This window comes from Arachnia sp., assembly GCF_057238465.1.
Map to the genome: position 1 here is coordinate 136,802 of NZ_DBHHFZ010000009.1, position 25,279 is coordinate 162,080.

Genomic DNA, 25,279 nt, shown 5'->3' on the forward strand with positions numbered 1-25,279 from the left:
TCACGACCGGCGCATCGGGCCGCGCCATCCGCTGGCCTTCCCACCATCCGCCAGCCCAACCGTCGAACGCCAGCGCTACAGCGCAAGCAGACGACGAGTGGGCAAGCGGAACCGCCCGGTCCCGGCCCTTCGGATCCTCGCCGGCAGCTCGTCGAGGAAAGCGGCAATCGATGTCCGTGCGAGTAGATTGACCCCATGACCTCCGTGCAGCTCGTCGACGAGATCCGCGGCGTGCTCGCCGCCGCCGGTGATCCCGGGAAGGCCGCCCGGGAGCAGGCCTACATGAAGTCGGCGCTGCCCTTCCACGGGGTGCGGCTGCCCGAGGTGCGGCGCATCACCAAGACCCTGCTGAAGGAACACCCCCTGACCGGCCGCGACCAGTGGGAACGGGCCGTCCGGGAGCTGTGGGACGAGGTCACGCACCGGGAACACTGGTACGCGGCGCTGGAGATCGCGGGCCACCGCGACGCCCGCGACTGGCAGGACCTCGGCGCCCTGGAGCTGTACCGGCACCTCGCCACGACCGGGGCCTGGTGGGATGTCGTCGACGGGATCGCCTCTCCCCTGGTGGAAAACGTGGTCGCGACCACCCCCGGGGCGCGGGCCGTGGTTTGGGACTGGGCCACGGGAGACGACCTGTGGTTGCGTCGCATCTCCATCATCTGCCAGCTGCAGCGCAAGACCTCCATCGACCTGGAGCTGCTCGGCCACGCCATCGACTCCAACCTGGAGGGGTCGCGGTACGGCTCCGAGTTCTTCATCCGCAAGGCCATCGGCTGGGCGCTGCGGCAACACGCCCGCATCGACCCGGACTGGGTGAAGGCCTTCGTGGAGACGCGCGGATCGCGGCTCAGCGGCCTGAGCCGCCGGGAGGCCCTCAAACACCTGTGACCCCGCTGCCCCGGGGGGATGACGACGGATTAGGCCGCTTAGTCGCAATCCGTGTGCAGAACCCTGGCCCAATTCCTATGGCTTTTTCCCGGCTGCGCCGATTAGCGTCGGGGAAACCAGCCGATCCGCGCAAGGCAGCGCGAGGAAGAAGGAACCATGGCAGTCATCACCGTGCTTGGCTCGGGAATCATGGCCACCGCCCTGGCCACCCCCCTGACCGACAACGGCCACGAGGTGCGTCTGGTCGGTACCCACCTCGACCGGGAGATCATCGCATCCATCCAGGAAACGGGCATCCACCCGAACCTGGGCCTGAAGGTGCCCGAAGGGGTGACCGCCCACCAGCTGGAGGACGCGCCGCGGGCCTTCGAGGGGGTTGAGCTCGTGATGAGCGGGGTCAACTCGTTCGGGGTTGACTGGGCCGGCGACCAGTTCGCCTCCCTGCTGCGCCCCGGAATGCACGTGATAGCCCTCGCCAAGGGCATGCAGGCCGACGACGACGGCAACCTCACCATCCTGCCCCGGGCACTCGCCTCCCGCCTCCCCGAGGAGCTGCGCTCCAAGGTGAGCATCTCCGCGATCGCGGGACCCTCCATCGCGGGCGAGGTGGCGGTGCACCGCCACACCAGCGTCGTGTTCACCGGCGAGGACCCCGAGATCCTGGCGCGCTGGCGCGAACTGTTCGCCACCGAGCACTACCACGTGTGGAACAACACCGACCTCGTGGGCGTCGAGGTGTGTGCGGCGACGAAGAACTGTTACGCCTTCGGTGCCGGTTTCATGCAGGGTCTGCTCGACGCGATGGGCGAGGCGGCCGGGGACCGTTACGTCAACTACAACTACGGGGCGGCCCTGTTCGGGCAGGCCTCCGTGGAGATGATCCAGTTCATGGAGCTGCTGGGCGGCAAACCCACCACCCCCATCGGCCTGCCCGGGATCGGCGACTGCTTCGTCACGTCCATGGGTGGTCGCAACGTACGGTGCGGCCGGCTGGTCGGGTCGGGGATGACCTTCAGCCAGGCCCGCGCTCAGATGCCCGGCGTGACCCTGGAGGGCGCCGCGGCCATCGTCGTGATCGGCAAGGCCATGGTCCGCCTGACCGAACGCGGCATCGTGCCCCCGGAGAGGTTCCCGCTGCTGCGTCACCTCTACGAGGTGGTCGGCCTGGACCAGCCCGTGGCCGTCCCCTGGGACAGCTTCTTCGGCGGCGACGGCTCCGGCCAGGCCTGAGCCGATACCCACCCAACGACGAACGAGCAAAGGAGCCGAGGTGAGCAGGGCAGCACAAATCCTGAACGCGCTGGAATCCACGCGCGCCACCTCGGCCGACGAGTTCGCCTCCCTGCTCGGGGTGAGCCGCCGCACCGTCGCCGGTGAGGTGGCATCGCTGCAGGAACTGCTCGGCCAGGCCGCCTCCATCACCCTGGTGGAGGGCCGCTACCGCCTGCTGGTGGCCGACCCGCCCCGCTACCGGGCCGTCCGTTCCGGGCTGGCCTCCAGCACCTCCTTCAACGACCCCACTGCCCGGGCCTCGTTCATCGTCGCCCGCCTGTTCCGCGCCACCCAACCCGTGAGGATCGAGGAACTGGCGCAGGAGATGTCGGTGGGCCGCACGACGGTGGTGGCGGACCTCAACCGGGTTCGGGAACACGTCGGCGAGTGGGAACTGGAGATCGAGGGACGCACCCATGTCGGTCTGGTGCTGCGCGGCCCGGAGCTGCAGCAACGCCTGCTGATCCTTCGGCACCACTACCCCGCCGCCTACGACCACCACCCGAGTTGGCAACGGATCGAGGAGGCGGTCGCCGGGCTGACCGCCGAGGCCGGGTTGGATCCCGTCCACATCCCCGAGTTGACCCGCTGGGCCGTCGTGGCCACGGACCGGACCCGCCAGTCCCGCCCCCTGGGGACATTGCCCGCCCGGTACCGGGAGCTGCCGGGCACCCCGGCCCACGCGCTGGCCGAACGCCTCACCCTACGCCTGGCCGACGACGGGGTTGAGCTGGCCGGCGACGAGGTGACCTTCCTGGCACTCCCGATAGCGGGCATGCGGGCCCCGAGCGACAGCGAACTCGCCACGGACCTCGGCGACCACAGCGAACCCATCGAGGAGCTGGTGGAACGGACCCTGGGGGCCATTCACACCGAGATGCAGATCGACCTGCGGGGTGCCCCACAGCTCGCCGAGTTCACCAGGCACCTGGCCTACATGATCAACCGGATGCGGTACCGGATCTGGGTGGACGACTCGGGGGTGGCCAGCATCGGCCAGGAGTTCCCCGTCGCCCACCGCATGGCGACGGTGGCCGCGCGGGTGATCGAGGAGCGGGTGGGACTGCCCGTCGACGGCTCGGAGCTCGGTTTCCTGACGGCCTATTTCCAGGTGTTCCTGGAGGCCGCGGACCGGAACCCACGTCTGCCGCTGCGGGTCGCGGTCATCACCTCGACGGGCCGGGTCACTGCCGAGCTGGTGCGCCTCCAGCTGTCCAAGCTGCTGCCCTCGGCGACGCAGTACCTGCTGTTGCCCTCCGCCGTCACAAGGGACGAACTCGCCGGGGTCGACCTGGTGGTCACCACCGGCGACCACCCGGTTTCCGCCCCGGTGCCGGTCCTGCGCGTGGGTCACATCCTGGATCGCCACGCCCTGGCCCGGGAACTGGACCGCCACCACATGCGGCCCCCCGGTTCGGACGGCGGCATCCTGGCCAGTGCCCTCGACGAGCAGCACTTCTTCGCGCTGCCGCCCGGCACCGGATACGCCGACGCCGTCGACTACATGACCGGTCACCTCGAGGCCCGTGGTCTGGCGGAGCAGGGTTTCGGGGAGCGCATCCGGGAACGCGAACGCCTCTCCCCCACCCAGCTCGACTCCTGGGTCGGGTTCCCGCACACCACCCTCACCTCCGGTTCCGGCGTGCTGCTGGCCGTCGGCGTGGTTCCCCGGCAACCCGACGAGGACGGGGTGCGGTTGATCATCCTGCTGGGGGTCCCGCAGGACCCGCGGCGCGGCGAGAGCGTTCTCGTGCCCGTCTACGACGCCGTGCTGCGGCTCGGCACCCGCCGGGACCTGCTGACACGGATCTCCCACCTGACCACCTTCGAGGAGTTCTACTACTTCCTCGCCACCAATCCGCTCACAGAAAGCTGAGACGATGACGTTCTGGATCTTTCTCGCCGCCCTGGGCGCCGCCTGGGTGTTGCAGTCCTACCTGTCCTTCAAGCAGACCCAGTCGTTCACTAAACTGTTCGTCGCCATGCGCCGCCGCGGGCGGGTTGCGATGGGGCGGTTCAAGGGCGGCGTCGTGCAGGGCGCGATCGTCCTGTTCGGCGTCGACGCCGACGGCGTGATCACCGAGGGTCACCGGCTGAACGGGGTCACGGTGATGGCCCGGTTCCGCGGATTCGAGGACTTCACGGGCCAGAACATCGCCGACATCGACCCGGCCGACGCCGCCCACCACGGCAGACAGGTCCGCAAAGCCGTCGCGAACGCCCGCGAGAACTACCGGATCGTCACCGCCGGAGGCCAGGCCCCCGAACCGCCGAGCGCCCTGGCCCGCACCGTCAAGAAGGTCAAGGGAACCTTCCGCCGCAGGACCCCCACCCCGGCCGCGGACTGACGCCCCCTCTTCTTTTTCCCAATCCACACCCCGGGCACGACAGCCCGGGTCCCACCGGGCCTGACGGGTCCGTCATGCCCGAAAACACCCGAAAGGAGTTGAGATGTCCGACTTTTTGAACTGGATGGCCGCCGCCCAGGACGGGATGGTTCTGGCAGCGGAATGGTTCGTCGGGCTGTTCCGGAAGGGAGCGGAAACGTTCCTGGGCTGGATGACCAACATCGTGCCGCTCGTCCTGATGCTGCTGATCGCCATGAACTCCCTGATCGCCCTGATCGGGGAGGAACGCATCAACAAGCTCGCCGCGAAGGCCGGCCGCAACGTGATCAGCCGCTACCTGATCCTGCCGTGGATCGGGGCCTTCTTCCTGACCAACCCGGCGGCCTTCACCCTCGGCCGTTTCCTGCCCGAGGCCTACAAACCCGGCTACTACGCCTCCGTCGCCCAGATGGTGCACACCAACAACGGCCTGTTCCCGCACAACAACCCGGGTGAGCTGTTCGTGTGGGCGGGCATCGCGCAGGGCATCATCACCCTGCAGCTGCCCACCGGCGACCTCGCCATCCGTTACCTGCTGCTCGGCGCCGTCCTGAACTTCTTCGGCGGCTGGGTGACGGACTTCACCACCGCCTACGTCGCGAAACAGCAGGGCGTCACGTTGTCGAAGGAGGTGCACGCTCATGTCTGAGTTCCGCACGATCACCGTCTCCAAGGGTCCCGGCGGCTACGGCGGTCCCCTGACCATCACCCCGGACGAGAAACGCAACAAGGTCGTCTACATCGTCGGTGGCGGGCAGAAACCCGAGGTGGTCGACAGGATCGCCGAGCTAACCGGCGCGGAGGCCGTCAACGGGTTCAACACCCGGGTGCCCGACGACGAACACTGCTGCGTGGTCATCGACTGCGGGGGGTCGCTGCGCTGCGGCCTCTACCCGAAGAAGGGCATCCCCACCATCAACGTCGTGCCCACCGGCAAGACCGGCCCCCTGGCCCAGCACATCCACGAGGGCATCTACGTCTCCGCCGTCGGGATGGACCAGGTGCGTCTCGCGGATGCCGACGAGGTCGCCGGGGCGCAGGCAGCGGCGGCCACCGCACCGGCGGAGAAGTCCATCCCCACCAGGGAGGACGGACGCCCCATGAAACTCACCGAGCAGATGGCAACGAAGCAGAAGAAGTCGCTGCTGGAGAAGATCGGGCTGGGTGCGGGCAAGGTCATCGCCGTGTTCTACCAGGCCGGCCGCAACGCCGTGCAGATGATGATCAACACCATCCTGCCGTTCATGGGTTTCGTCGCCATGCTGATCGGCATCATCCAGGCCTCGGGTCTGGGCGACTGGTTCTCCCACCTGCTGACCCCCCTCGCCGGAAGCGGCTGGGGCCTGATGGCGCTGGGGCTCATCTGCTCGCTGCCCTTCCTGTCGCCGCTGCTCGGCCCCGGAGCGGTCATCGCCCAGATCATCGGCACCCTCATCGGCGTGGAGATCGGCAAGGGCAGAATCCCGCCCCAGTTGGCGCTGCCCGCGCTGTTCGCCATCAACACCCAGAACGCCTGCGACTTCATCCCCGTGGGCATGGGACTCGGGGAGGCGGAACCCGAGACCATCGAGGTCGGCGTTCCCGCGGTGCTGTACTCGCGGTTCCTCAACGGCGTTCCGCGCGTCGCCATCGCCTGGCTGGCCAGCATCGGCCTCTACCCGCAGTCCTGACCACCCGACCCGAACAACCTGAAAGGATTTTCCCATGGGCTACTCAACCACCATCATCGAAGTCGGACCGGACGCCAGCGACTTCCTCGCGGAACAGATGGCCATCACCTTCGCGGGAAACGCCCCCGAGGAGCTGCGTTCGTACTGCTTCGTCATCGACAAGTCGGAGCTGACGAGCCCGCTGGCCGTCGACCAGCCGGTGCTGATCGGCGACCAGGAGTGGCGGATCACCGCCATCGGGGATGTCGCGGAGAAGAACCTGGGCGCGCTCGGACACGTCACCCTGGTCTTCGACGGCGCGTCGGAACCGAGGCTGCCGGGGGCGCTGCACCTCGGCGGACCACACACCGAGCCCACTCTGGCCGCGGGCACACGGCTGGTGATCGGCGATGCCTGACGACATCCTGCGCGACGCGCTCGCCCGCGCCACCGACACGGTCGCCGCGTCGGTGGGCCGCGGGGTGCTGGCCTCGGCGGGCGAGCTGATCACCGCCCACCTGGGGCCCGGCCCCTTCAAGGTCATCGCCGACGAGAACACCTTCGCGGTGGCCGGGGAGGCCGTCCAGGAATCGCTGCGTGGTTCCGGGGCCGCGCTCGCCGAGCCGCTGGTCTTCCCGGGCCGTCCGGTGCTGTACGCGGCCCAGGAAAACGCCGACCGGATCCGGGACTCGCTGGGGGACGCGGTGCCGGTGGCGGTCGGGGCGGGCACCCTGAATGACCTGGTGAAGCTGGCGGCCTTCGAACTGGGCCGGGACTACGCCTGCGTCGGCACCGCCGCATCGATGGACGGTTACACCGGCTCCGGGGCGCCGATGAGCAGCCAGGGGGTGAAGGTCACCCGCGCCTGCAAGGCCCCGGCGGTGATCGTCATGGACCTGGACGTCGCGGCGGCCGCCCCTGCGTACCTGACGGCCTCGGGCTACGGCGACCTGGCGGCGAAGATCCCCGGTGGCGCCGACTGGATCCTGGCGGACGTCACCGGGGTGGAGCCCATCGACCCCGACGTGTGGCGCCTGGTGCAGTCGGGGGTGGACACGGCCCTGTCCGATCCCGACGCCCTCGCCGCGGGACAACCCGACGCATTCCGGGGTCTCGTGGAGGGGCTGTGCCTGTCCGGGCTGGCCATGCAGGCCTACGGCGGAACCCGCCCCGCCTCGGGAGCCGAGCACTATTTCAGCCACCTGTGGGAACTGGCCCATCTGGGCGCCGATCTCGAGGTGCCGTTGTCGCACGGGGCGAAGGTGGCCGTCGGTTCCTTGGCCATGTGCGCCTTCTACGAGGCCCTCATCGGCCGGGACCTGTCGGGAATCGACATCGACGCCGTCGCGGCGCGGCGTGCACCGTGGCCCGGGATCGAGGCCGACATCCGGAACCGCTTCGAAGGGGCCCTTGCCGATCACGCGGTGCGCGAGACGAGGGCCAAGTACCTGGCCGGGACGGAACTGGCCGACCGGCTGCGACCGCTGGTCACAGGATGGCCCGAGGTCACCGAGCGGCTGCGGGCGCAGCTCGTCCCGACGCGGGTGCTGGCCGACCGGCTCCGCCGCGCGGGCGCCCCGTCGCGCCCAGAAGACATCGGGGTGACACGCGAGGACGTGCGGGCCCTGTTCCCCAGGGCGATGTACTACCGCTCCCGCTACACGGCCCTGGACGTCGCCTGGGAGCTGGGTCTGTTCGAGGACCTGGTGGCGGAGGTGTTCGAGAAGATCTGGGTCTGACCCTCGTTCACGAAACGCCGTGGAACCAGCGCCCGTCGCGGGGCCGTTCTCCACGGCGTTTCGTGCAGTTGGAAACATCGCGGATCGCGTCCCATGCGTCCTTCCTGCCAGTAGATTCTGGTCATGACGAAACAACGACGATTCAGCACCCTGCTTCTGCTTCTTCCCCTCCTGCTGGGACTCACCTCCTGTATCAGGTATCGGGTGGAGTACGAAATAGTCGACAAGGAACACGTCAGATTGAACTGGAACATCGGGGTCCGGAAACCGGAGAACGGTGTAAAAGCTCCCGAAGACCTCACGGTGGAGAACATCTGCAGAACAGTCGCGGAACACGCGCAGACCCCGGAGGAACTCGCGCAGGCCCCGTACGAGGACGACATGTTCCACGCCTGCCGGTTCACGGGTGAGCTGCCCATCAACCACAAGAGACTGATTGGCCCGGCTCCCGACCAGGCCCAGATCATCACCTACGACGAGACCCGAAGGGAATGGACCTTCAGGTATTCCAGCGGATCCGGTAACGCCTCCACGGAGTCGGCGAGCATATTCACCGACTTCGAGGTCCGCGTGACCTTTCCGGGTCGCGTCCTGAGCGCCAGCGGCAGCGGCAGGATCGAGGGCAACACCGTCACGTGGTCCGACCCGAAGGACATGTACCTCAAGGAGGGTATGCGGGCCACCGCATCCGCCGACCCGGACCTGAACTGGCTGTGGTTCACCCTCGGGGTGATCGCGCTGGTGGGCGTCGGTGCCGGAATCGTGCTCGTGGCGCGGAGGCGCAGGCGGCCCCGTCCCCTGGTCCCTTGACCCGGACGGGGGCACCTAGTAGGTTAGTTGGTGTACTAACTAACCAGGAGGGTATGTGTTCGACGATTCCACCCCCATCTTCATGCAGCTGGCCGACCAGCTGTGTGCCGAGATCGTCGCGGGCACCTACCCCGACGGCGCGAAGGCACCGTCGATCAACGAACTCGCCGTGTTCCACCGCATCAACCCGGCAACCGCGAACCGCGCAATCGCGTTGCTGGTAGAGCGGGGCGTCCTGATCAAACGCCGCGGGATCGGAATGTTCGTCGCCGACGGCGCCAGGCTCCACCTGATCGAGGAGCGGCGCCAAGCCCTGGTTGACCGGTACGTCCGCCCGCTGATCGCCGAGGCGGCAACCCTCGGCATCAGCGGACGGGAACTGATCGCCCTCATCCAGAAAGAGGTCAACCCATGACCGCCGCCATAACCCTCGACGGCGTGACGAAACGCTTCGGCACCGTCACCGCCGTCGACGACCTGAACCTGGAATTCCGCCAGGATGTCATCACCGGTCTGCTCGGACGCAACGGCGCAGGCAAGACCGTTACCCTGTCGCTGGTCACCGCGCAGGAACGCCCCACCTCCGGAACCATCCGGGTGTTCGGGCGCAACCCGCGCGAGAACGCCTCCGTCCTGGCCCGGACCTGTTTCATCCGCGACACCCAGCACTACCCCGACGAGTACCGGCTGGAACACATCCTGCGGCTCGGCCCCGTCCTCTACGGGAGCTGGGACATCGGCCTGGCACATCGGATCGCCGGGGAGTTCGGCATCCCCCGCAAACGGACGCTCAAGAAACTGTCGCGCGGCCAACTCTCAGCCGTCGCCGTCCTGATCGCAACTGCCTCCCGCGCGCCCATCACGATCTTCGACGAACCCTACCTCGGCATGGACGCCACGGCCCGCACCCTGTTCTACGACCTCCTGCTCGCCGACTACACCGAACACCCCCGCACCATCCTCATCTCCACGCACCTCATCGACGAGATGGAGAACCTGTTCGAGGACATCGTTCTCCTGCACGCAGGCCGGGTGCGGACCACCGGAAACATCGATGACTTCCGCTCCAGGGCCCTGACCCTGACCGGTTCCCGGGAACGCGTGGATGCGCTGCTGCCGGGACGCTCCGTCCTGCGCAGCACCCAGGTGGGGGCGATGAGCACGGTCATCGTCGAGAACAACCCCGGCCTCGCCGCACAGGCGAAGGCCGCCGGCCTCACCGTGGAGGCGACGGATCTCCACACCCTGGTGGCCGCCTACGGGCTCGACGGCACGGGGGTGGCGGCATGAAACGCTCACTCGCCATGGCGCGCATCATCCTGTCGCGACGCATGACCTGCTGGTACCTAAGCCCCATCATCGCCTTCGGCACGGTGGCCTTCATACTGGTTTTCCGGTCCCTTCTGCTGACCACTGGCCAGGAACTCCACATCGCGGCGGGAGGCGGCAGCACAGCCATCGCCGTCTCCCTGCTGGCATCCGCCATCACCGCCCTGGCCACCTGTTTCCCCCTGGCAACAGCCCTAGGTATCACCCGGCGTGACATCGTCCTGGGAAATCTGCTCCACCACCTCCAGGCGGTCGTCTACAACACCCTGCTCCTGGCCGGCATGCTGGTGCTGGAGGGGGCCACCGGGGGATGGTTCATCAATCAGCCCATCTTCGGAGCAGGCCTGTTGGATCACGGGAGTTGGTTCACCTTCTGGTGGCTCACCCCGCTGTCGCTGTTGGCGACAATGGCCATGGGGGCGTCGGTGGCCGCCGCCTGGCTCTGGCGGGGGACGCTCGGCCTGCTGCTCCACGCGGCAACCACCATGGCCATTTTCATGACCACGCTCTGGCTCATCAGCCTCTGCTGGGACTGGGCCCGGTTCGCCGCACACTTCAATGCCGGCTGGCTGGCGGGTTCCCTGGCCCTGGTAACCGTTCTGGCGCTGACCGGGACCGCCGCGTTCTTCCGCAGGGCGAGCGTCCGCGGCAGCTGACCGGACCCCGCCGGCTGGACCGTCCCGGACCCAGCCGGCGGGCGGGACCGTAGAATCCTTGTGCATGACGACGCAGCAGGTCCCACCGCCCGGACGGAATCCGGTTTCCGGTGAACCGCTGCCCACCCCCCGTATCAAGGGCAAGGGTTCGGGATTCGTCTCCTGTCTGGGTGTGACCCTCGTCGCGGGATTGATCATCGCTGGACTCATCAGCCTGTTCGGTGGCTGGGACACGATCCTGGCCGAACGCGACAAGACACTCCCGGTCGTGGCCGCCGGAGAAACGGTGCACGCCGATCCCTTCGACGTGAAATTCCTGAAGGCGTTCCAGGCCGTGGAGGCCAAACCAACCTTCCTGCCCAAGCCGGGAAAGCGCTGGCTGCTCATCACCATGGAGGCGACGAACACCACACAGCAGTACGTCTACTCGGCTCTCCTGAGCAAGTCGCTGTCCCTCCAGGCCGACGGCCTCGCCTCCGAATTCGCCTCGTCCGCCACCGACCCGGTGCTGCGCCGGCTGCCGGACGGTCTGCCCCCGGCTTCCTTCCAACCCGACCTCACCCAGAAAATCGTCGCGGCCTGGCAACAGCACGACTCCGAACCCCTGCCGGAGGAACTCACCGTGACATTGTCCGAGAACTCCTACCGCACAAGCTCGTTGACCGGGGAGAAGGGTTGGTTCGATCCGGAGAAGAAATTCTCCGCCACCCTCACAGTGGAGGAGTTGAAACAACAATGACCTTTCCCAGGCAAGGCCGGACCGCACCTCCGGGCCACGAAATCCCACCCGGGCTGCTCACGGGACCGGGCCCGGGCAAGGTTTCCCGGCAACGGCTCCCCCGTTGGCTCACCGTGTTGTCGCTGACCGCGGCGCTGCTGCTCGGTTCGTGGCTCACCACCCAGCTGCCGGACCGCGACACCGTTGCCGCCGCCCCCTTCCTGCGCCCCGGGAAAGTGGGGCAGAAAGTGGAATTCAGAACCGGCACGGTCACGATCACCGATGTGCGTTCCGCCGCCGAGGTGAAATCCCCGGGATCCGTCGCCACCACGTCCGGGGTCTGGCTCGTCGTTACCCTGGATTTCACCCCGAAGGGGGAACAACGATTCCTGAGAGGAGTTGAGCTGAAGGATGGCAGGGACCGCATCTTCAACCATGAACGCAGTCTCTCCAGCCCCTGCGGACCGGCTCAGCCGGGACTGATCCTGGGGTGCGAATTTGCCCTGGAGGTGTCGAAGGACGCCCTGCCGAACGCGCAACTCCACCTGTCCACGAACCAACCACGATCCGAAGGCCCGGACGACGTGGCGGCGATCGATCTGGAGATCGACGAGGCCGGAGCGGAACAACTGGGGGCGACGACGCAACGCATAACCATCACGGCACCGCGCACCAAGGGGAAGGCATGAGATCGGCCTGGTGGAAGCGCAACACCGGCTGGGTGATCGCGCTGATCCCCCTCCTGATCTGTGCGACGCTCGCATGCTCGCAGCGCCTGCTCAACCAGTACCTGCCCCGGACCACCCTGAACCGCGTCGAGACACAGCCCAGGCAAGGAGCACTGCACCAGCGATACACCGAATCAGGCACCACCTTCAGCCTGGAGGTGGCCGTGCGTGTGAAGGATGTGCAGGCCGTCGATCAGCACGAGGACATTCGCGCCGACGCCGGAGCGCAGCTCTGGCGGGTTGATCTGGAGTTCGAGGCGGAACCGGACCAGGTTCTGATCGCATGCACGGTGGAGCTGGAAGCGGACGGGGTTCGTTACGGAATTGAAGGTGGCAAGACCACCGCCACCGAAAAAGGGTTTTCCCCCTCGGCTTTCCGAAGCTGCACCCCGCCCGACACCCCCGGTCCCTCGTTCGACTGGGACGGCATCACACTCGTCGAGACCACCCCTCCCCGTCCGAGGACCTGGCCCATCAGCCTGGCCTTCGCCCTACCCACGGGCGTCACCCCGCAGGGGTTGCGCCTGTCCTGGCACTCCCCGGATTACCTGTACATCCCGCTATAGACTCCTCCGGGGAACGGCTCCCCGAGTCCCCGGAGGAACCAGCCGGGAGGTCGCAATTCGCCTGCCCCCGGCCACCAGGTTCACGGAGGCCGCGAGCAGGGCCATGGCCAGCACGGAGTAGACGAGCTGCGAGGCCGAGTCCAGGTATGGTCGCAGAGCCAGGTCAAACCCGTAGGGACGCGGGCCGACCGCTTCCCGGAGCAGCCACGCGACCCCGACCTGCACCTGGTCGACCGCCACGAAGGACAGGCAGAACATCACGACGGGGGCGGGTCCCGCGATTAGCACCCGCGACAGGGCCCCCCGGAGGGCTCGCAGGGGAACCAGAACGGGTTCCCCGGTCTCCTCCAACACCCTGCGCCAGAATCCCGGGACCCGCTCGAAACTCTTCCCCAGGCGCCGCGACGCTGACGAACGGTCGGTGCGTGTGACGAGATCCGTCTGATAGCTGGAGGCCCCGATGGCGAGCCAGGCCAACGGCAGCACGACCAGGGGACCGAGACCCGTGCAGGTTTTCACCAGCCACTCCCAGCCGGGCAGGAGAAACTCCCTGACCGGCCCCAGCCACGACATGAATCCCTCCAGCTGAGCAATGACGGCGTCGACGACGGCCCGGTCCCGGAGCCACCACCCGATCTCCTTGACCTGCCACATGAAGACGTTGGTCAGGGTGACCATCCAGAACGCCTCGAGGTAGATGGCGATCAGGGCGATCACGACGGAGCGGCGGAATGCCTCCGTCAGGGCAATGGTCTTGCGGATCAGGATCGCCCCGATGACCATGGCCGCCAGGTACCAGCCCTCCCCGTAGCTGTACCTATCAGAGTTGAGATACAGAAAATTGCCGCTCTCGTCGTAGGTGATGTCGTGAATGTAGAGACGCGAATCCTGGGCCACCAGGCCCTGGGCGGCGTAGGCCGCCAGGAAGGGCAGCAGGACCTCCGTGGCAACCAGCAGGTGGTGGCGCCAGCGTTCCCGGAAGGTGTTGCCCCGGTAGGTGTGGCTGAAGGCAGGCAGGGTTTCCGAGGCCACCCGCAGCATGAGGATCAGCGTGATGAGGGTGCTGAGCGGCGCCAGGGGAAGGATCAGCGCGCCGAGGGTCCCGTTGATCCCCGAAGCCCACACCGCCAGCCACAAAAACCCCATGCGCCCGATGATCCCGATCAGACACAGGCCGACGAGCTGCGGCCAGTGGTCGCGCAGGACCCGGCCGGTGTCGGCCAGGAGGCGTCCCCAGGATGCGAACCAGTCGTTCACGGGTTCACACTATCGAGTGGATCCTCGAATACGAGACGCCAGTTCTCCTCCTCGGGGACGTCGATGCCACGGGTCAGGGCCCAGTCGATCAGGAGCTGACGAATGTCGAGCATGTCGTTGTAGAGAACCGGAGCGTTCGCGACCTGCCGGTAGTCGCCGGCCCCGCTGAGCCGGTAGTGGTTCAGGGCGACGGCGAACCGGTCGGCGGCGGCAACCGGACGGCCGTCCGGGTGGCGCAGCTCCTCGATGCGCCTCCCGACCGGTTCATTCAGGTTGATCTCGTAGTCGACGCCCCAGGCGATGTCGTACTGGTAATCCCAGATCGTTTGGCCGTCGCGTTCGACGCTGGTCATGGTGGTGGGGTCGAAACGCCGGCCGCGGGGCAGGTCGGCGTAGTAGCGGGCGGCGTGTTCCAGGTGGGCGCGGAGCTCGGCCCCGGTCAGCAGCACCGCCGCCAAGGTGTTGTCGAAGACGTAGACGCCCGCCAGATCGCGGATGCTGACCGGCCCCTCCGGGATGACGGCGGTCCGTGACGTGGGGGCGGTGAGGCTGATCACGGGAAGGGCCGCGTGCTCCCCGCCTGCCAGCGCCTCGGCGACGGTGGCGGCCTGGACGCGCTGGATGAAGTCGATGGCACCGGTGGCGCGCCACCGGGAATCGGCGGTGCTGAGTTCCCGCGGGGAGACCGCGACCTGCCGGTTCACGTGGGTGCGGGTGGCCGCATGGGCCTCGGCGACGGCGTCAAGCACCCGCGGGTCGGGCACCTCCCCTCGGGCGCGGTGGGGGGTGGCGCCGAGCACCTCGATGCGCCAGGAGCCGCCGTCGTGCTCGGCCTCGATGACGGTCTCCGTCAGCCCTGCGGCGTGGGCCCTCGGCTGGGTGAGCAGGACCGGACGGCCCGTGGCCTCGCATTTCACCCACTGCTCCGGTTCGTCGCGGTGCGTGTGTCCGATCACCATGACGTCGATTCCGGGAACCTGCTCCGCGATCTCCTTTGCCGGGTTCTCGGCGGGCGCGTCGGCATTCGTGGCGTAGGTGGTCTGCCCGATCCCCGCGTGGCACAGGACGACGACCACGTCGGACAGAAAATCCTCACGCAGCCTCGGCACCCAGCAGGATGCGGCGGCGACCATGTCGGTGACATCCACCTTCCCGGCGAGCTGCTGGCGGTCCCAGATCATCGCTCCCGGTGTGGTCAGGCCGAGCACCCCGATCCGGATCTCCCGCCCGTCGAGGCGGCGGGTCACGGGCACGAAGGCCGGGAACACCGGCAGCCCCGAGCCGGGATCGACGACGTTGGCTCCGAGCAGCAGCGGGTCGAGCTGCTGCTCGAAGGAGTAGAGGAAATCGAGGCCGTAGTTGAACTCGTGGTTTCCGATGTTGGCCGCGTCGTAGCCCATGACGTTGAACGCCGCCGCGAGCGGGTGGACCAGGTTTTCGGTCCCGGGCTCGTGCCGGGCGAAGAAGGTACACAGGGGGTTTCCCTGGATGGTGTCGCCGTTGTCCACCAACGCCACGCTCTCCGCCCCACGTTCGGCCCTGATGCGTTCCACGACGGTGGACAGCTGGGCCAGCCCGGCCTCCGCTTCACCGGTCCAGGACTGGTCGCGGTAGTAGTCCCAGTTCAGGGCGGCGCCGTGGACGTCCGTGGTGGCCAGCAACGTGAGTCGCGACATCTGGGCTCCTTCATTCAGGGTCGCAGCGAGCCTATCGCCTCCGTCGGATGAAGACCCCGGGGTCGTGCAACGGATATCGCACAGTCACAGTGGAGACATGCGTTTCGCCCTGGCACAGCTCCGTTCCACCATCGATCCCCGGGAAAACCTGGCGTTGGTCACCGACGCGGCCAGCCGCGCCGCCCGCGGTGGGGCCGACGTGGTGGTGTTCCCGGAGGCCACCATGTGTTCCTTCCTCCGGGCACCCGCCCAGGTCGCCGAGGCCTTCGACGGGCCCTGGGCCTCGGCCGTGCGACGCCTGGCCGGTGACCTCGGGATCACCATCATTGCGGGCATGTTCACCAAGGCGCCCGGCGCCCGGGTGCACAACACGCTCCTGGCGACGGGCGAATCCGAGGGTCGCTACGACAAGATCCATCTTTTCGACGCTCTCGGTCAACGCGAGTCAGAAACCGTCGCACCGGGGCTTCGGTCGACGTCGATCGAGGTCGCCGGGCACGGGCTGGGGCTGGCCATCTGTTACGACGTGAGGTTTCCCACCCATTTCATCGACCTGGCGCTGGGAGGAGCAACGGTCATGGTGGTGTGCGCATCCTGGGCGCCCGGCCCGGGGAAGCTGCACCAGTGGCGAACTCTGACGACGGCCAGGGCGATGGATTCCGTCTCCTTCGTGGTCGCGGTGGATCAGGCGCTCCAAGGCGATGCGGAGACCCCCAGCGGCCCGATGGGCATCGGCCACTCGATGGCGGTGGATCCCACCGGGCGGGTCCTGCTGGAGCTGGGCGCGGAACCCGATCTGGCCTTCGTCGATGTCGATCCGGAGCGGGTCGCCGTTACTCGTGAGACACTTCCGGTGCTCGACGAGAACCGGCTCCGGTCGCTGTGACGTTGCTCCCAGAGGGACTCCGTCCCGGGTTTCATCAGTTCTCCACGAGCCCGTTCTGGTAGGCCAGGATCACGAGCTGGGCGCGGTCGCGGGCACCCAGTTTGGTCAACAGCCTGGAGACGTAGCTCTTCACCGTCGCGGGCGAGAGCGAGAGTTCCTCCGCAATTTCGAGATTGCTCAGGCCCTGCGCGATCAGACGGAGCAGTTCCTGGTCCTTCTCGGGCAGTTCGCTGATGGCCTTCGACGGACGATGTCCTCGCTCATAATTGGTCAGGACCCGGGTGATGAGGCTGGGTGAGAGCATTGACTCACCGAGGTGAACCTGCTGGATGGCGTGCATGATCTCGCCACGGGAGCTGGTTTTGAGCAGGAAACCGGCAACCCCTGCACGCAGCGCATCGTGGAAGGTGTAGTCGTCCTCCAACGAAGTGAGCGCGATGACACGGGCTCGGAGTCCCAGGTCGACGATCTGTCGGGTGGCATGGATGCCGTCGAGCACCGGCATGCTGATGTCCATCAGGATCACATCGGGGTCGAGGCGCTTGGCAGTGGAAACTGCCGTCAGCCCGTTCGCGGCCGCCCCGACCACGACGATCCCGGGCATGGCGTCCACTATGCGTTGGATGCGGGCGCGCACCTGGTCGTGGTCCTCAGCGATCAGAACACGGATCTCGGCTTCGTTCATGTCACGCAATCTAGTCGTTCGACCCGGACCGTCTGCCGCGTCGATCTCCCAAAGTTGACGTACGCGTGCCTTGATGCGACGGGTCGGGTTTGATTGGGATCAACAAAAACAGTCCACACCGGGTCAATAGTGAAAAGGGACCTTCCATTCCCCGTTTCGGGGACTGCTTACTGAAATTTAATCTTTACCCCTGTTCAAAGTGGAGCATACCATGAAGCACAAGATCACAATCACCCTCGCAGCCATGTTCGCTCTCTCAACGCCCCTACTCGCTCTGCCGACCGAGGCCAGCGCTGCCACCACATCCAGCACCAACACCTCCGGATTCTCCATCTGTTCCTTCATCCCGGGCTTGCGCGGAAGGTAGCACGTCTCTACACCAAGGGTGTATCATTTGCAAATGCGGCAGCGACTTGCTTCATCGACTTTCAACTCCATCAAGCGGATTCCCGTCGAACCCGTGGTTGGTGCGGCGCTGTTCGTAATGACTCTGGGAGTTTCAAGGGGAACAGCGGCAGCACCTTCGCTAACTGTCGCCTTGGTGATGCTCGCGGCCTCTTTCCTGCTCCCTTGGCAGCCTTGGGCGGCCTTGACTTTGGCATTATGCTACTTCGGTGCCTGGATCCTTCTCGACATAACCGGAGTTGGCATGGGACTATGTGCAGGATTATTCGCATATAACTGGTTCAAACATCACCGACCCGGACGCTGGACAATAGCTGTGGCATGCCCCATTATCATGGTGGTCGCATGGGAGGTTCACGATTCGTGGAATGACGTCTTGGCAAACCTCATTCTGTTTACCGGCATCACTCTGTTCAGCGCCACGACCGGCGCAATATCGAATCAGCGACGCCGGGCCGAAGAGAAGACCCATCGGGAGAGCGAAGAAGCACTGCGATCAACCCGTCTCCTCGTCGCGAGCGAGCTCCATGACAGCGTCGCCCAAACCCAGACCTTGGTGGTGATGAACCTCGAGGACCTCGCGGAGGACCCGCGGCTTCCCGGGGAACTGATCCCCGACCTACTCGACACACTCGAGTTGTCGCGCCGCGCCACCACTGAGCTCCGCGCAGCAATGGTGGCTCTTCGAAACGTAGATCAGGACTTCAGTTCTTTCGGACGCCAGTCGACTCACTCCCTCGACACACAGTTGACCCAGGCATTGAGCGCCCTTCAGGACAACGGATTCAATACAGAAACTCATTTCAACATCCCTGACGGCAAGCTCTCCCCCGACCTCGAATACGGCATGTCCAAGATTTTGGGAGAGCTTGTCGCCAACGTCGTGTGGCACGGAGCCCCCGGAACGTGCACCATCGAAGCCCGCGAAGACAACGGTTGCGTCATGCTGCGGGTGATCAACAACATCGGCACCGCAGCTCCAGCGAAGAGCAACGGAGGCCATGGGCTGCTCGGCGTCAAGGAAAGGGTCGATCTGCTGAACGGCACGCATTCCTTCGCCCCCAAGGGACATCAGTGGCATGCCGAGGTCAGGGTACCGCTGACCGTCAGAACCGACGGATAGGTCGAGCACGCGGGAAACGCCGCTCGGCGGGGCCCTCGGCATAGAAACCCGAGCCGGGAAATGATCACAATTTCAATTGCTCCCCCCTTGCCGAGTTGAACCGGGCACGATCGTCCACCCCGGGAAGCCACCCCGACCGCCCCCGCTTCGCACCCCTGCTCCACCACGGGATTGCACGCCACCAACCACCGGGCCGCCCTTCGTCACCCCGAGGCACCCCGCCCCCCATCGCACACGCCCCTCACCGCCGCCCGCGAGGCCGTCAACTTTCGGAGTATTTGCTTTGACGCCGTCCGGACAGCTCCGTAATCTCATGGTCAAGAAATACACATCCAAATGAATCCGGAAGACAACTCGACACACCTCGAGCGAGTCTTGTGCAAGCCTGAATGGTGCTTGCTCTTCTGCCGGATCAACTTCGCGACGGGCAAAGAGAAAACCTACCACTCAGAACCCGATCGGACAGGAACATCTCTCCTGACCGCATATCCGGCGACGGAAGCCTCCGCAGATTCGAGAAGTTGTCGAGCAACGCATCATCCATGATTGATGCACCTGAAAAATCAATCACAATTACAAATGTTTGATGGCTTCCGAGGTCTGACCACGACGCCACGCCTCGCCTCTCGATCAAACACACCCAGCGATTTAGTCATTGAATGTCGCAGACGCCGTTTTAGGAGCTTTTCTCCCATGACCGAGCCCACCCTTCCCATGTCCCCTGCCCAGCAAGGCATGTATTTCGACAGCCAGCTTCGACAGTCCGCTGACTATCACATCGCGATTGAGCTGTACACAGAGCATCTTTCCCGCTCACGTCTGACCCAGGCGGTCAGCGCAGTCATGGCGGAACAACCGGCATTGCGCGCGTCAGTCGCCAGAAACGAGTCCGGGCCCGTGTACACGATCGCCGAATCGGTCGAGGCACCTGTGCGTCACCACGACCTGGCAGGTGCTGAGGAGAACTTGGACAAGATCTTCCACACGGCCCGGCACACGCCTTTCCAGCTGAACACCGCCCCCCTGTTCCGAGTGGTGGCAGCTCGTCTGCCCGACGGAGACCGTCTGCTGGTCGTGTGCCACCACCTCATCGCCGACGGACAGTCGGTGAGCATCCTCACCGACCGCATCATCGACTTGGCCCGGGGAACCCGGGAGATCACCGCATCACGCACCGATCAGGGACTGTTCACCTATCAGAACGGTCAGCTCAGCCGGCCATCGCCCGAGACACTGGCTCGGCGCGAGAGTTTCTGGTCCGAAAACCTACCCCGCCACCGGATCTCGCAACTCGATCACTGGTTGCTCGCCTCCCCACACGAGGACGCGGCCCGGGAGTTCCGCCTGACCGTGCCCCGCGACGCCGCCGAAGCCGTCCGCGAGGGGGTCATCCTCCCGGGCAGGGGCAACAGGAGTTCCGAAACAGCAACCGGCTACACACCAGCGGCACGGAACCTCGCCACCAAGGGAGCACTGTGATGGACAGCACCTTCTGGAACCTGCGTCACTCCGAGACCGGGCGTCAACTCATCATGTTCCCGTTTCTTGGCAGTTTCGGAGCCTCCTACAACCGTCTCATCTCCGATCTGGACGGCGACTGGGACATCTGGACCGCGAACCCACCGGGGCACGGACCCAGCCCGGTGCCGCCGCTGACCGATCTGGCCAGTCTGCGAACCCACTACCTGGACGCGCTGCGCGACATCCTGAAACCGGATGCGGTGTTCTGCGGTCACAGCATGGGCAGCGTGGTCGCCTACCACCTCCTGGCCTGCATGCACCGTCTTCCGGCATTCGCTGACCGCATGCCGTCGGATCTGGTGCTGTCGGGTTCCTGCTCCCCACATCACCTTCCAATGGCGGGCAAGGCCGACCTGGTCGACACCGATCTCGTGCTCCATCTCGCATCCTTCGGAGCCATTCCCGATGAAGTGCTCAAGGACAAGTCCTTGATGGATCTGTTCGTGCCTGCTTTCCGAGCCGATTACAAAGTTCTCGAGGAAATGAGAGCAACCCCCACCGGAAACCTACCGGTACGTGCTCGCCTCGTTCTCGGGGGACGTGACCCTCAAATCCCGGAGGGCACCCCCGCGGCCTGGCAGAAGTACTTCGCTTCTCCCTTGAAAACCCATGTGCTGGAGCAGGAGGAACACATGTTCGTCCTCCACACCACCGAGGCGTTGAACCAGATCCTCAACGGGCTCTGACCTTGCTGACACACCGAAAGGAACGCCCATGAGCGTCGTCAACCACCTACCCGAGGATGCTGACACCCTGTCAGGCACCCCTTCCCCCCGTCCATCCACCGACGCCCGTTCCCGCCGCAATTTCCGCAGTTTCATGGTGATCTGGGCAGCCCAGCTGGTGGCCAGGGTCGGAAACGGGCTCACGGCCTTCGGGCTCGGGGTCTACGTCTATCAGCAGTCGGGCCTGAGCACCGCCGTGTCACTCGTCACACTGGCCGCTTTCCTGCCGTCGCTGCTGTTGGCCCCTTTCGGGGGTGTACTTGCCGACCGGTATGACCGCCGTCTCCTGATGATCCTCGGCGACACTTTCTCCGCAATCGGTCTGCTCGCCATGATCGTTGCATTCCACACCGATTTCGCGAGCGTCCCCGTCATCTGCGCCTGTGTGACGCTGAGTTCCGTGTTCAGTTCCGTCATGGATCCCGCCTATCGGGCCACCGTCACCGACCTGCTCACCCCCGAGCAGTACGCCCGGGCCGGAGGACTGGTCCAGTTGGCCTCCGCATCCCAGTACCTGATCTCCCCCGCCATCGCCGGATTGCTGATGGCCTCCTCCGGAATCACGACGGTGCTCATGATCGACATCGCCACCATGGTTCTGACGGTGGTGTGCATGCTGCTGGTGTGGCGGACCGTCAAAACCCCACCCCGCCGAACGACAACCGGTTTCTGGGATGACTTCCGGCAAGGAGTCAGGTTCCTGCGTCAGCATTCGGGCATCACCGTGTTGATGGCTCTGATCACAGTGGTCACTTTCTGCATGGGCTTCCTGCAGACCCTGCTCACCCCGATGCTGCTCGATCTCACGGACGAGCCCACGCTCGGTGTGGTCCGCTCCGTCGCTGCCGTGGGCATGATCGTTGCGAGCCTGATCATCGGCGTGTTCAACATGAAGGGGGCCCACCTCACCTACATCACGTGTTTCCTGGCAGCGGGTGGTGTTCTCATCTTCTTCCTGGGAACCACCACCAGCATCCTGGCCATCGGCGTGCTGGCCTTCGCCTTCTTCATGACCCTCCCTCCGCTCAACACGAGCGTCGAGGTCATCGCCAGGTCCTCCATACCCAACGAGACCCAGGGCAAGGTCTGGGGTCTCATGGGGCTGATCTCCCAACTCGGTTACGTCGTGGCCTACGCGGTCTCCGGTGTCCTCGCCGACAGCGTTTTCAACCCCTTGCTCCGTGAGGGCGGCGCGCTGGCGGCCTCCCTGGGTGGCCTCATCGGAGTCGGTACCTCGCGTGGCATCGGGTTCATGTTCATGATCGTCGGGGTCCTCCTGATCGGCATGGCGGTTGCGATTCCCCGCACTCGCAGCGTTCGCGCCCTCCAGAACAACCTGCCACCCCTCGAGAAGAAAGACGCGTGACATGTGGATCCTCTTGTTCATCGGGCTCGGAGTCATCACCGGCCTGGTGCAACTGGCCCTGGCCGGCTTCCCATCAGACATCCCCACCATCATGCACACGCTGCTGCTGCACCAGTTCGCCGTGACCCACGGGGTCCTGGCCGTCATCGGATTCTTCATCAATGTCATCACACCCAGACGGACGGCGGAGAAGCTTGGCTGGGCCACCAGCCCCTACCAGATCAAGTACGGCTTCCAGCAGCTCGGTCTCGGGGTCATCGGCGTCCTCACCGTCTGGTTCCAGGGAAACTTCTGGGCCGCTGCACTCATCACCCTCTACATCTACGGAGCCAGCGGCCTGTGGACCCACACCCAGGAAGTTGTTCGGAAACATCGTGAAAACGGCACCACGGACTGGATAGAAATTGGCAACATAGTGCTCGACGTGATCTATCACGTCGTCCTGACGTGGATGTCCCTACTGATCCCCGGCGTCTGGAGCCCGGCATGAAAGACCGTTTGTACCTCCGGTACTCCCGGAACGACCTGACCCGCAACTGGGGTGTCAACACGGCCCTGATGGTCATCCTGATCCTCAGCGCCTTCCTCATGGCGACCGGCTGCATGGTGATGGAACGTCTCGTCGGCGGCATCAACCAGCTCTTCGACGAGGCCAGGCCTCCTCATTTCCTGCAGATGCACACCGGGGACTACGACGCCAAGGCCCTCGACGACTTCGCGGCCGCGCACCCCGGAGTCGAGGCGTGGTTCATCGAGGACATGCTGGGTTACGACTCCTCATCCCTGACATGGTCCCGCCCTTCGACGGGCGAATCCGGCAGCCTGTCCGCGAGCCTCATCGACAATCTGTTCATCACGCAGAACAAGGAATTCGATCACCTGCTGGACGGCTCGGGGACCATCGTGGAACCGGGCAACGGAAAGATCTACGTCCCCGTGGCCTACCAGGACAAGTTCGATCTCCGGGTCGGCGACACCCTTTCGGTCCAGACGGACACAGGGTCCCGTGACTTCACCATCTCGGGTTTCGTCCGCGACTCCCAGATGGCCTCCTCCCTGTCCTCCGCGACCCGGTTCGTCATCTCCCCCGACGACTTCGCCGCCCTCGGTTCCGCGGGCGGTGGGAGCAGCGAGATCATCGCCGAGTACCGGCTCACCGACGCATCCCAGGCCGGTGCCCTGCAGACCGCTTACGAGTCGAATGGTTCCCTGCCACGCAACGGCCAGGCCGTTACGTTCGACATGATCAGGTTGATCAACGCTTTCAGCGACGGGCTGGTCGCGGTGGCGCTGGTCTTCGCCAGTCTCCTGCTGGTGGTGATCGCTCTGATCAACCTGCGTTTCGTCATCCGGGGCACCATGGAGGACGAGGTCCGTGAGATCGGTGTCATGCGCGCCATCGGGCTTCCCGCGCGGGCAGTCACGGGACTCTACCTCGGCAAGTACAGCATCATGGCGCTCCTGGCGTGCATCATCGGCGGGCTGCTCGCCGTCTTCGCCACGAATCTACTGACGGCCAGCATCGTCAAGAACTACTCCGCTTCGCCTCACGGCCCGGCCACCGTGCTGACACCCGTGATCGCCCTAGCGCTGGTGTACTTCCTGGTCGTCGGCATCTGCCGCGGCATCCTGCGCGGGATCCGTCGCATTGAGGTGGTGAATGCCCTGGTGCACGGCAGCACCCTGAACGACCGGCAGACCGCGAGGAAAGCCGCGAAGTTGGCTCGCAGGGCACGTCGCACCAGTCTGAGTGCAGGACACGGCAGCATCAACCGGCGTCTGTCCTTGGCGGATCTGCGCGCCGAAATGGGGCAGTGGCTCCTCATCCCATTGGTGTTCTTCCTGACATCGCTGCTGCTGATCCTTCCCATGAACCTGCTCAGCACCTTCTCCAGCCCACGGTTCGTCACCTACATGGGCGCTCCCGAATCCGACATCCGCGCCGATGTGCAGTTCTCGAAGGAGGTCGACTCCACTCGCAGCCAGCTCGTGAGGGAGTTGGAGAGCGATCAACGCCTCACCAACATCCGGACCTACGCGAATGTCCTGTACGAGACCCAAGGGAAAGAAGGCTGGGAGACGCTGCGCGTGGAGGTCGGTGACTACTCGGGCAACACCGTGGAGTTCCTCACCGGCGGCCGCCCGGAAAACGGTCAGATCGCGCTGTCGGCGCTGAACGCGAAGAAATACAACGTCAAGGCCGGTGACACCATGGCCATCAGGCTCGACGGAAGAACGAGCACCGTCACGGTATCGGGCACCTACCAGGACGTCACCAGCGGCGGCCACACCGCCAAGATGCAGGGTTCCGTCACGGAGGGGGCCGCCAGCTACGTCATCTACGCCGAGACGACCGGTGGTGCTGATCCCACGGCGATCGCGGCGGAGTACGACTCCCAACACAAACACGCGAGCATCATCCCGATGCAGGAATACGTGAAGCAGACCCTGTCATACGTGACCGACGCATTCCGCAGCGCCGCTCTGCTGTCGCTCTTCTTCGGCTTGGCCGTAGCAGCCCTGATCACCGGGTTGTTCCTGAAACTGCGACTCACCCGGGAACGCCGCCGAATGGGTGTCCTGTCCGCGCTCGGGTTCTCCAGAAACGAACTCATCAGCCAGGTCAGGTTCAAAACGGTGCTCACCGTGGCGGTCGGCACCGTCATCGGCACCGTGTTCGCGGCCACTCTCGGGGAGGGAATGATCAGTGGACTGATCTCGCTGACCGGCATCGGCCTGACCAGTCTGAGTTTCATCCCCAATCCGCTTCTGGTCTACCTCGGTTACCCCTTGCTCCTCATCACGGTTGGCTTCCTCGCCTCCGTGCCACTCACCGCCGGGTTGCGCCGCGGCGAATCCAGCGAATGGCTCAACAAGTAAGAGAGACGCT

25 protein-coding genes are annotated in these 25,279 nt (G+C 65.6%); 22 read left to right on the forward strand and 3 right to left on the reverse strand.

The window, feature by feature from the left end; all coding sequences use genetic code 11:
• The first annotated feature begins 195 nt into the window (after nt 1-195).
• From ACO6D6_RS10860 to ACO6D6_RS10930, 15 genes are all read left to right on the forward strand, one after another.
• Complete coding sequence (locus tag ACO6D6_RS10860) at nt 196-891, forward strand: DNA alkylation repair protein (protein ID WP_484785269.1); 696 nt, start codon at nt 196-198, stop codon at nt 889-891.
• 156 nt (nt 892-1,047) lie between these two features.
• Nucleotides 1,048-2,121: an NAD(P)H-dependent glycerol-3-phosphate dehydrogenase gene (locus tag ACO6D6_RS10865; RefSeq protein WP_484785270.1), complete on the forward strand. Its 1,074-nt coding sequence runs from the start codon at nt 1,048-1,050 to the stop codon at nt 2,119-2,121.
• Nucleotides 2,122-2,161: 40 nt separating this feature from the next.
• Nucleotides 2,162-4,039: a BglG family transcription antiterminator gene (locus tag ACO6D6_RS10870; RefSeq protein WP_484785271.1), complete on the forward strand. Its 1,878-nt coding sequence runs from the start codon at nt 2,162-2,164 to the stop codon at nt 4,037-4,039.
• Nucleotides 4,040-4,043: 4 nt separating this feature from the next.
• A complete protein-coding gene (locus ACO6D6_RS10875; RefSeq protein WP_484785272.1) occupies nt 4,044-4,511 on the forward strand; it encodes a transcriptional regulator GutM in 468 nt (155 codons plus the stop codon).
• A 103-nt stretch (nt 4,512-4,614) separates the two neighbouring features.
• On the forward strand, nt 4,615-5,199 hold the full coding sequence (gene srlA, locus ACO6D6_RS10880; protein ID WP_484785273.1) for a PTS glucitol/sorbitol transporter subunit IIC: 585 nt from the start codon (nt 4,615-4,617) through the stop codon (nt 5,197-5,199).
• Complete coding sequence (gene srlE / locus ACO6D6_RS10885) at nt 5,192-6,220, forward strand: PTS glucitol/sorbitol transporter subunit IIB (RefSeq protein ID WP_484785274.1); 1,029 nt, start codon at nt 5,192-5,194, stop codon at nt 6,218-6,220. Before srlA ends, srlE begins: the two co-directional genes overlap by 8 nt.
• A gap of 34 nt (nt 6,221-6,254) precedes the next feature.
• Nucleotides 6,255-6,617, forward strand: a complete 363-nt coding sequence (locus ACO6D6_RS10890; protein WP_484785275.1) for a PTS glucitol/sorbitol transporter subunit IIA — start codon at nt 6,255-6,257, stop codon at nt 6,615-6,617.
• Nucleotides 6,610-7,938 (forward strand): sn-glycerol-1-phosphate dehydrogenase, encoded by a 1,329-nt coding sequence (locus ACO6D6_RS10895; protein ID WP_484785276.1) that lies wholly within the window; start codon nt 6,610-6,612, stop codon nt 7,936-7,938. The genes ACO6D6_RS10890 and ACO6D6_RS10895 overlap by 8 nt, the downstream gene beginning before the upstream one ends.
• 123 nt (nt 7,939-8,061) lie before the next feature.
• Entirely contained in the window at nt 8,062-8,748 is a 687-nt protein-coding gene (locus ACO6D6_RS10900; protein WP_484785277.1) for an LppM family (lipo)protein, read from the forward strand.
• Nucleotides 8,749-8,803: 55 nt separating this feature from the next.
• Nucleotides 8,804-9,163 (forward strand): GntR family transcriptional regulator, encoded by a 360-nt coding sequence (locus ACO6D6_RS10905; protein ID WP_014847309.1) that lies wholly within the window; start codon nt 8,804-8,806, stop codon nt 9,161-9,163.
• The gene (locus tag ACO6D6_RS10910; protein ID WP_484785278.1) at nt 9,160-10,038 is read left to right on the forward strand and encodes an ATP-binding cassette domain-containing protein; all 879 of its coding nucleotides are present in this window, start codon (nt 9,160-9,162) and stop codon (nt 10,036-10,038) included. The genes ACO6D6_RS10905 and ACO6D6_RS10910 overlap by 4 nt, the downstream gene beginning before the upstream one ends.
• Nucleotides 10,035-10,733, forward strand: coding sequence for a hypothetical protein (locus ACO6D6_RS10915; RefSeq protein ID WP_484785279.1), 699 nt, complete (start codon nt 10,035-10,037; stop codon nt 10,731-10,733). Before ACO6D6_RS10910 ends, ACO6D6_RS10915 begins: the two co-directional genes overlap by 4 nt.
• A 64-nt stretch (nt 10,734-10,797) precedes the next feature.
• Entirely contained in the window at nt 10,798-11,472 is a 675-nt protein-coding gene (locus ACO6D6_RS10920) for a hypothetical protein (RefSeq protein ID WP_484785280.1), read from the forward strand.
• Nucleotides 11,469-12,140, forward strand: a complete 672-nt coding sequence (locus ACO6D6_RS10925; RefSeq protein WP_484785281.1) for a hypothetical protein — start codon at nt 11,469-11,471, stop codon at nt 12,138-12,140. Before ACO6D6_RS10920 ends, ACO6D6_RS10925 begins: the two co-directional genes overlap by 4 nt.
• Nucleotides 12,137-12,745, forward strand: a complete 609-nt coding sequence (locus ACO6D6_RS10930) for a hypothetical protein (protein ID WP_484785282.1) — start codon at nt 12,137-12,139, stop codon at nt 12,743-12,745. The genes ACO6D6_RS10925 and ACO6D6_RS10930 overlap by 4 nt, the downstream gene beginning before the upstream one ends.
• On the opposite strand, the gene ACO6D6_RS10935 is transcribed toward ACO6D6_RS10930, so the two are convergent.
• Complete coding sequence (locus ACO6D6_RS10935; RefSeq protein ID WP_484785283.1) at nt 12,740-14,002, reverse strand: hypothetical protein; 1,263 nt, start codon at nt 14,000-14,002, stop codon at nt 12,740-12,742. The genes ACO6D6_RS10930 and ACO6D6_RS10935 overlap by 6 nt on opposite strands.
• Nucleotides 13,999-15,678, reverse strand: coding sequence for a bifunctional metallophosphatase/5'-nucleotidase (locus ACO6D6_RS10940; protein ID WP_484785284.1), 1,680 nt, complete (start codon nt 15,676-15,678; stop codon nt 13,999-14,001). Before ACO6D6_RS10940 ends, ACO6D6_RS10935 begins: the two co-directional genes overlap by 4 nt.
• Nucleotides 15,679-15,775: 97 nt before the next feature.
• Here ACO6D6_RS10940 and ACO6D6_RS10945 point away from each other — a divergent pair, with 97 nt between their 5' ends.
• Nucleotides 15,776-16,564, forward strand: coding sequence for a carbon-nitrogen hydrolase family protein (locus ACO6D6_RS10945; protein ID WP_484785285.1), 789 nt, complete (start codon nt 15,776-15,778; stop codon nt 16,562-16,564).
• A gap of 34 nt (nt 16,565-16,598) precedes the next feature.
• On the opposite strand, the gene ACO6D6_RS10950 is transcribed toward ACO6D6_RS10945, so the two are convergent.
• Entirely contained in the window at nt 16,599-17,249 is a 651-nt protein-coding gene (locus ACO6D6_RS10950) for a response regulator (protein ID WP_014847318.1), read from the reverse strand.
• Nucleotides 17,250-17,649: 400 nt separating this feature from the next.
• On the opposite strand from ACO6D6_RS10950, the gene ACO6D6_RS10955 reads away from it, so the two are divergent.
• The 6 genes from ACO6D6_RS10955 to ACO6D6_RS10980 all read left to right on the forward strand — a co-directional run bounded on the left by ACO6D6_RS10955 (nt 17,650) and on the right by ACO6D6_RS10980 (nt 25,269).
• Nucleotides 17,650-18,777: a sensor histidine kinase gene (locus ACO6D6_RS10955; RefSeq protein WP_484785286.1), complete on the forward strand. Its 1,128-nt coding sequence runs from the start codon at nt 17,650-17,652 to the stop codon at nt 18,775-18,777.
• A 693-nt stretch (nt 18,778-19,470) separates the two neighbouring features.
• Entirely contained in the window at nt 19,471-20,256 is a 786-nt protein-coding gene (locus ACO6D6_RS10960) for a condensation domain-containing protein (RefSeq protein WP_484785287.1), read from the forward strand.
• A complete protein-coding gene (locus tag ACO6D6_RS10965) occupies nt 20,256-20,984 on the forward strand; it encodes a thioesterase II family protein (protein ID WP_484785288.1) in 729 nt (242 codons plus the stop codon). The genes ACO6D6_RS10960 and ACO6D6_RS10965 overlap by 1 nt, the downstream gene beginning before the upstream one ends.
• Nucleotides 20,985-21,012: 28 nt before the next feature.
• Nucleotides 21,013-22,389 (forward strand): MFS transporter, encoded by a 1,377-nt coding sequence (locus tag ACO6D6_RS10970; protein ID WP_484785289.1) that lies wholly within the window; start codon nt 21,013-21,015, stop codon nt 22,387-22,389.
• 1 nt (nt 22,390) lies between these two features.
• Nucleotides 22,391-22,879, forward strand: a complete 489-nt coding sequence (locus tag ACO6D6_RS10975) for a DUF6790 family protein (protein WP_484785290.1) — start codon at nt 22,391-22,393, stop codon at nt 22,877-22,879.
• Nucleotides 22,876-25,269 carry an ABC transporter permease gene (locus ACO6D6_RS10980; RefSeq protein ID WP_484785291.1) on the forward strand — a complete coding sequence of 798 codons (2,394 nt, stop codon included), beginning with the start codon at nt 22,876-22,878 and terminating at the stop codon, nt 25,267-25,269. Before ACO6D6_RS10975 ends, ACO6D6_RS10980 begins: the two co-directional genes overlap by 4 nt.
• Nucleotides 25,270-25,279: the final 10 nt, after the last annotated feature.

Coding starts and splice junctions, on each gene's coding strand:
- ACO6D6_RS10925 (WP_484785281.1), top strand. CDS start 11,469: ATGACCTTTCCCAGGCAAGGCCGGACCGCACCTCCGGGCCACGAAATC.
- srlE (WP_484785274.1), top strand. CDS start 5,192: ATGTCTGAGTTCCGCACGATCACCGTCTCCAAGGGTCCCGGCGGCTAC.
- ACO6D6_RS10945 (WP_484785285.1), top strand. CDS start 15,776: ATGCGTTTCGCCCTGGCACAGCTCCGTTCCACCATCGATCCCCGGGAA.
- srlA (WP_484785273.1), top strand. CDS start 4,615: ATGTCCGACTTTTTGAACTGGATGGCCGCCGCCCAGGACGGGATGGTT.
- ACO6D6_RS10920 (WP_484785280.1), top strand. CDS start 10,798: ATGACGACGCAGCAGGTCCCACCGCCCGGACGGAATCCGGTTTCCGGT.
- ACO6D6_RS10890 (WP_484785275.1), top strand. CDS start 6,255: ATGGGCTACTCAACCACCATCATCGAAGTCGGACCGGACGCCAGCGAC.
- ACO6D6_RS10895 (WP_484785276.1), top strand. CDS start 6,610: ATGCCTGACGACATCCTGCGCGACGCGCTCGCCCGCGCCACCGACACG.
- ACO6D6_RS10955 (WP_484785286.1), top strand. CDS start 17,650: ATGCGGCAGCGACTTGCTTCATCGACTTTCAACTCCATCAAGCGGATT.
- ACO6D6_RS10960 (WP_484785287.1), top strand. CDS start 19,471: ATGACCGAGCCCACCCTTCCCATGTCCCCTGCCCAGCAAGGCATGTAT.
- ACO6D6_RS10965 (WP_484785288.1), top strand. CDS start 20,256: ATGGACAGCACCTTCTGGAACCTGCGTCACTCCGAGACCGGGCGTCAA.
- ACO6D6_RS10940 (WP_484785284.1), bottom strand. CDS start 15,678: ATGTCGCGACTCACGTTGCTGGCCACCACGGACGTCCACGGCGCCGCC.
- ACO6D6_RS10915 (WP_484785279.1), top strand. CDS start 10,035: ATGAAACGCTCACTCGCCATGGCGCGCATCATCCTGTCGCGACGCATG.
- ACO6D6_RS10930 (WP_484785282.1), top strand. CDS start 12,137: ATGAGATCGGCCTGGTGGAAGCGCAACACCGGCTGGGTGATCGCGCTG.
- ACO6D6_RS10900 (WP_484785277.1), top strand. CDS start 8,062: ATGACGAAACAACGACGATTCAGCACCCTGCTTCTGCTTCTTCCCCTC.
- ACO6D6_RS10970 (WP_484785289.1), top strand. CDS start 21,013: ATGAGCGTCGTCAACCACCTACCCGAGGATGCTGACACCCTGTCAGGC.
- ACO6D6_RS10875 (WP_484785272.1), top strand. CDS start 4,044: ATGACGTTCTGGATCTTTCTCGCCGCCCTGGGCGCCGCCTGGGTGTTG.
- ACO6D6_RS10860 (WP_484785269.1), top strand. CDS start 196: ATGACCTCCGTGCAGCTCGTCGACGAGATCCGCGGCGTGCTCGCCGCC.
- ACO6D6_RS10975 (WP_484785290.1), top strand. CDS start 22,391: ATGTGGATCCTCTTGTTCATCGGGCTCGGAGTCATCACCGGCCTGGTG.
- ACO6D6_RS10865 (WP_484785270.1), top strand. CDS start 1,048: ATGGCAGTCATCACCGTGCTTGGCTCGGGAATCATGGCCACCGCCCTG.
- ACO6D6_RS10980 (WP_484785291.1), top strand. CDS start 22,876: ATGAAAGACCGTTTGTACCTCCGGTACTCCCGGAACGACCTGACCCGC.
- ACO6D6_RS10950 (WP_014847318.1), bottom strand. CDS start 17,249: ATGAACGAAGCCGAGATCCGTGTTCTGATCGCTGAGGACCACGACCAG.
- ACO6D6_RS10910 (WP_484785278.1), top strand. CDS start 9,160: ATGACCGCCGCCATAACCCTCGACGGCGTGACGAAACGCTTCGGCACC.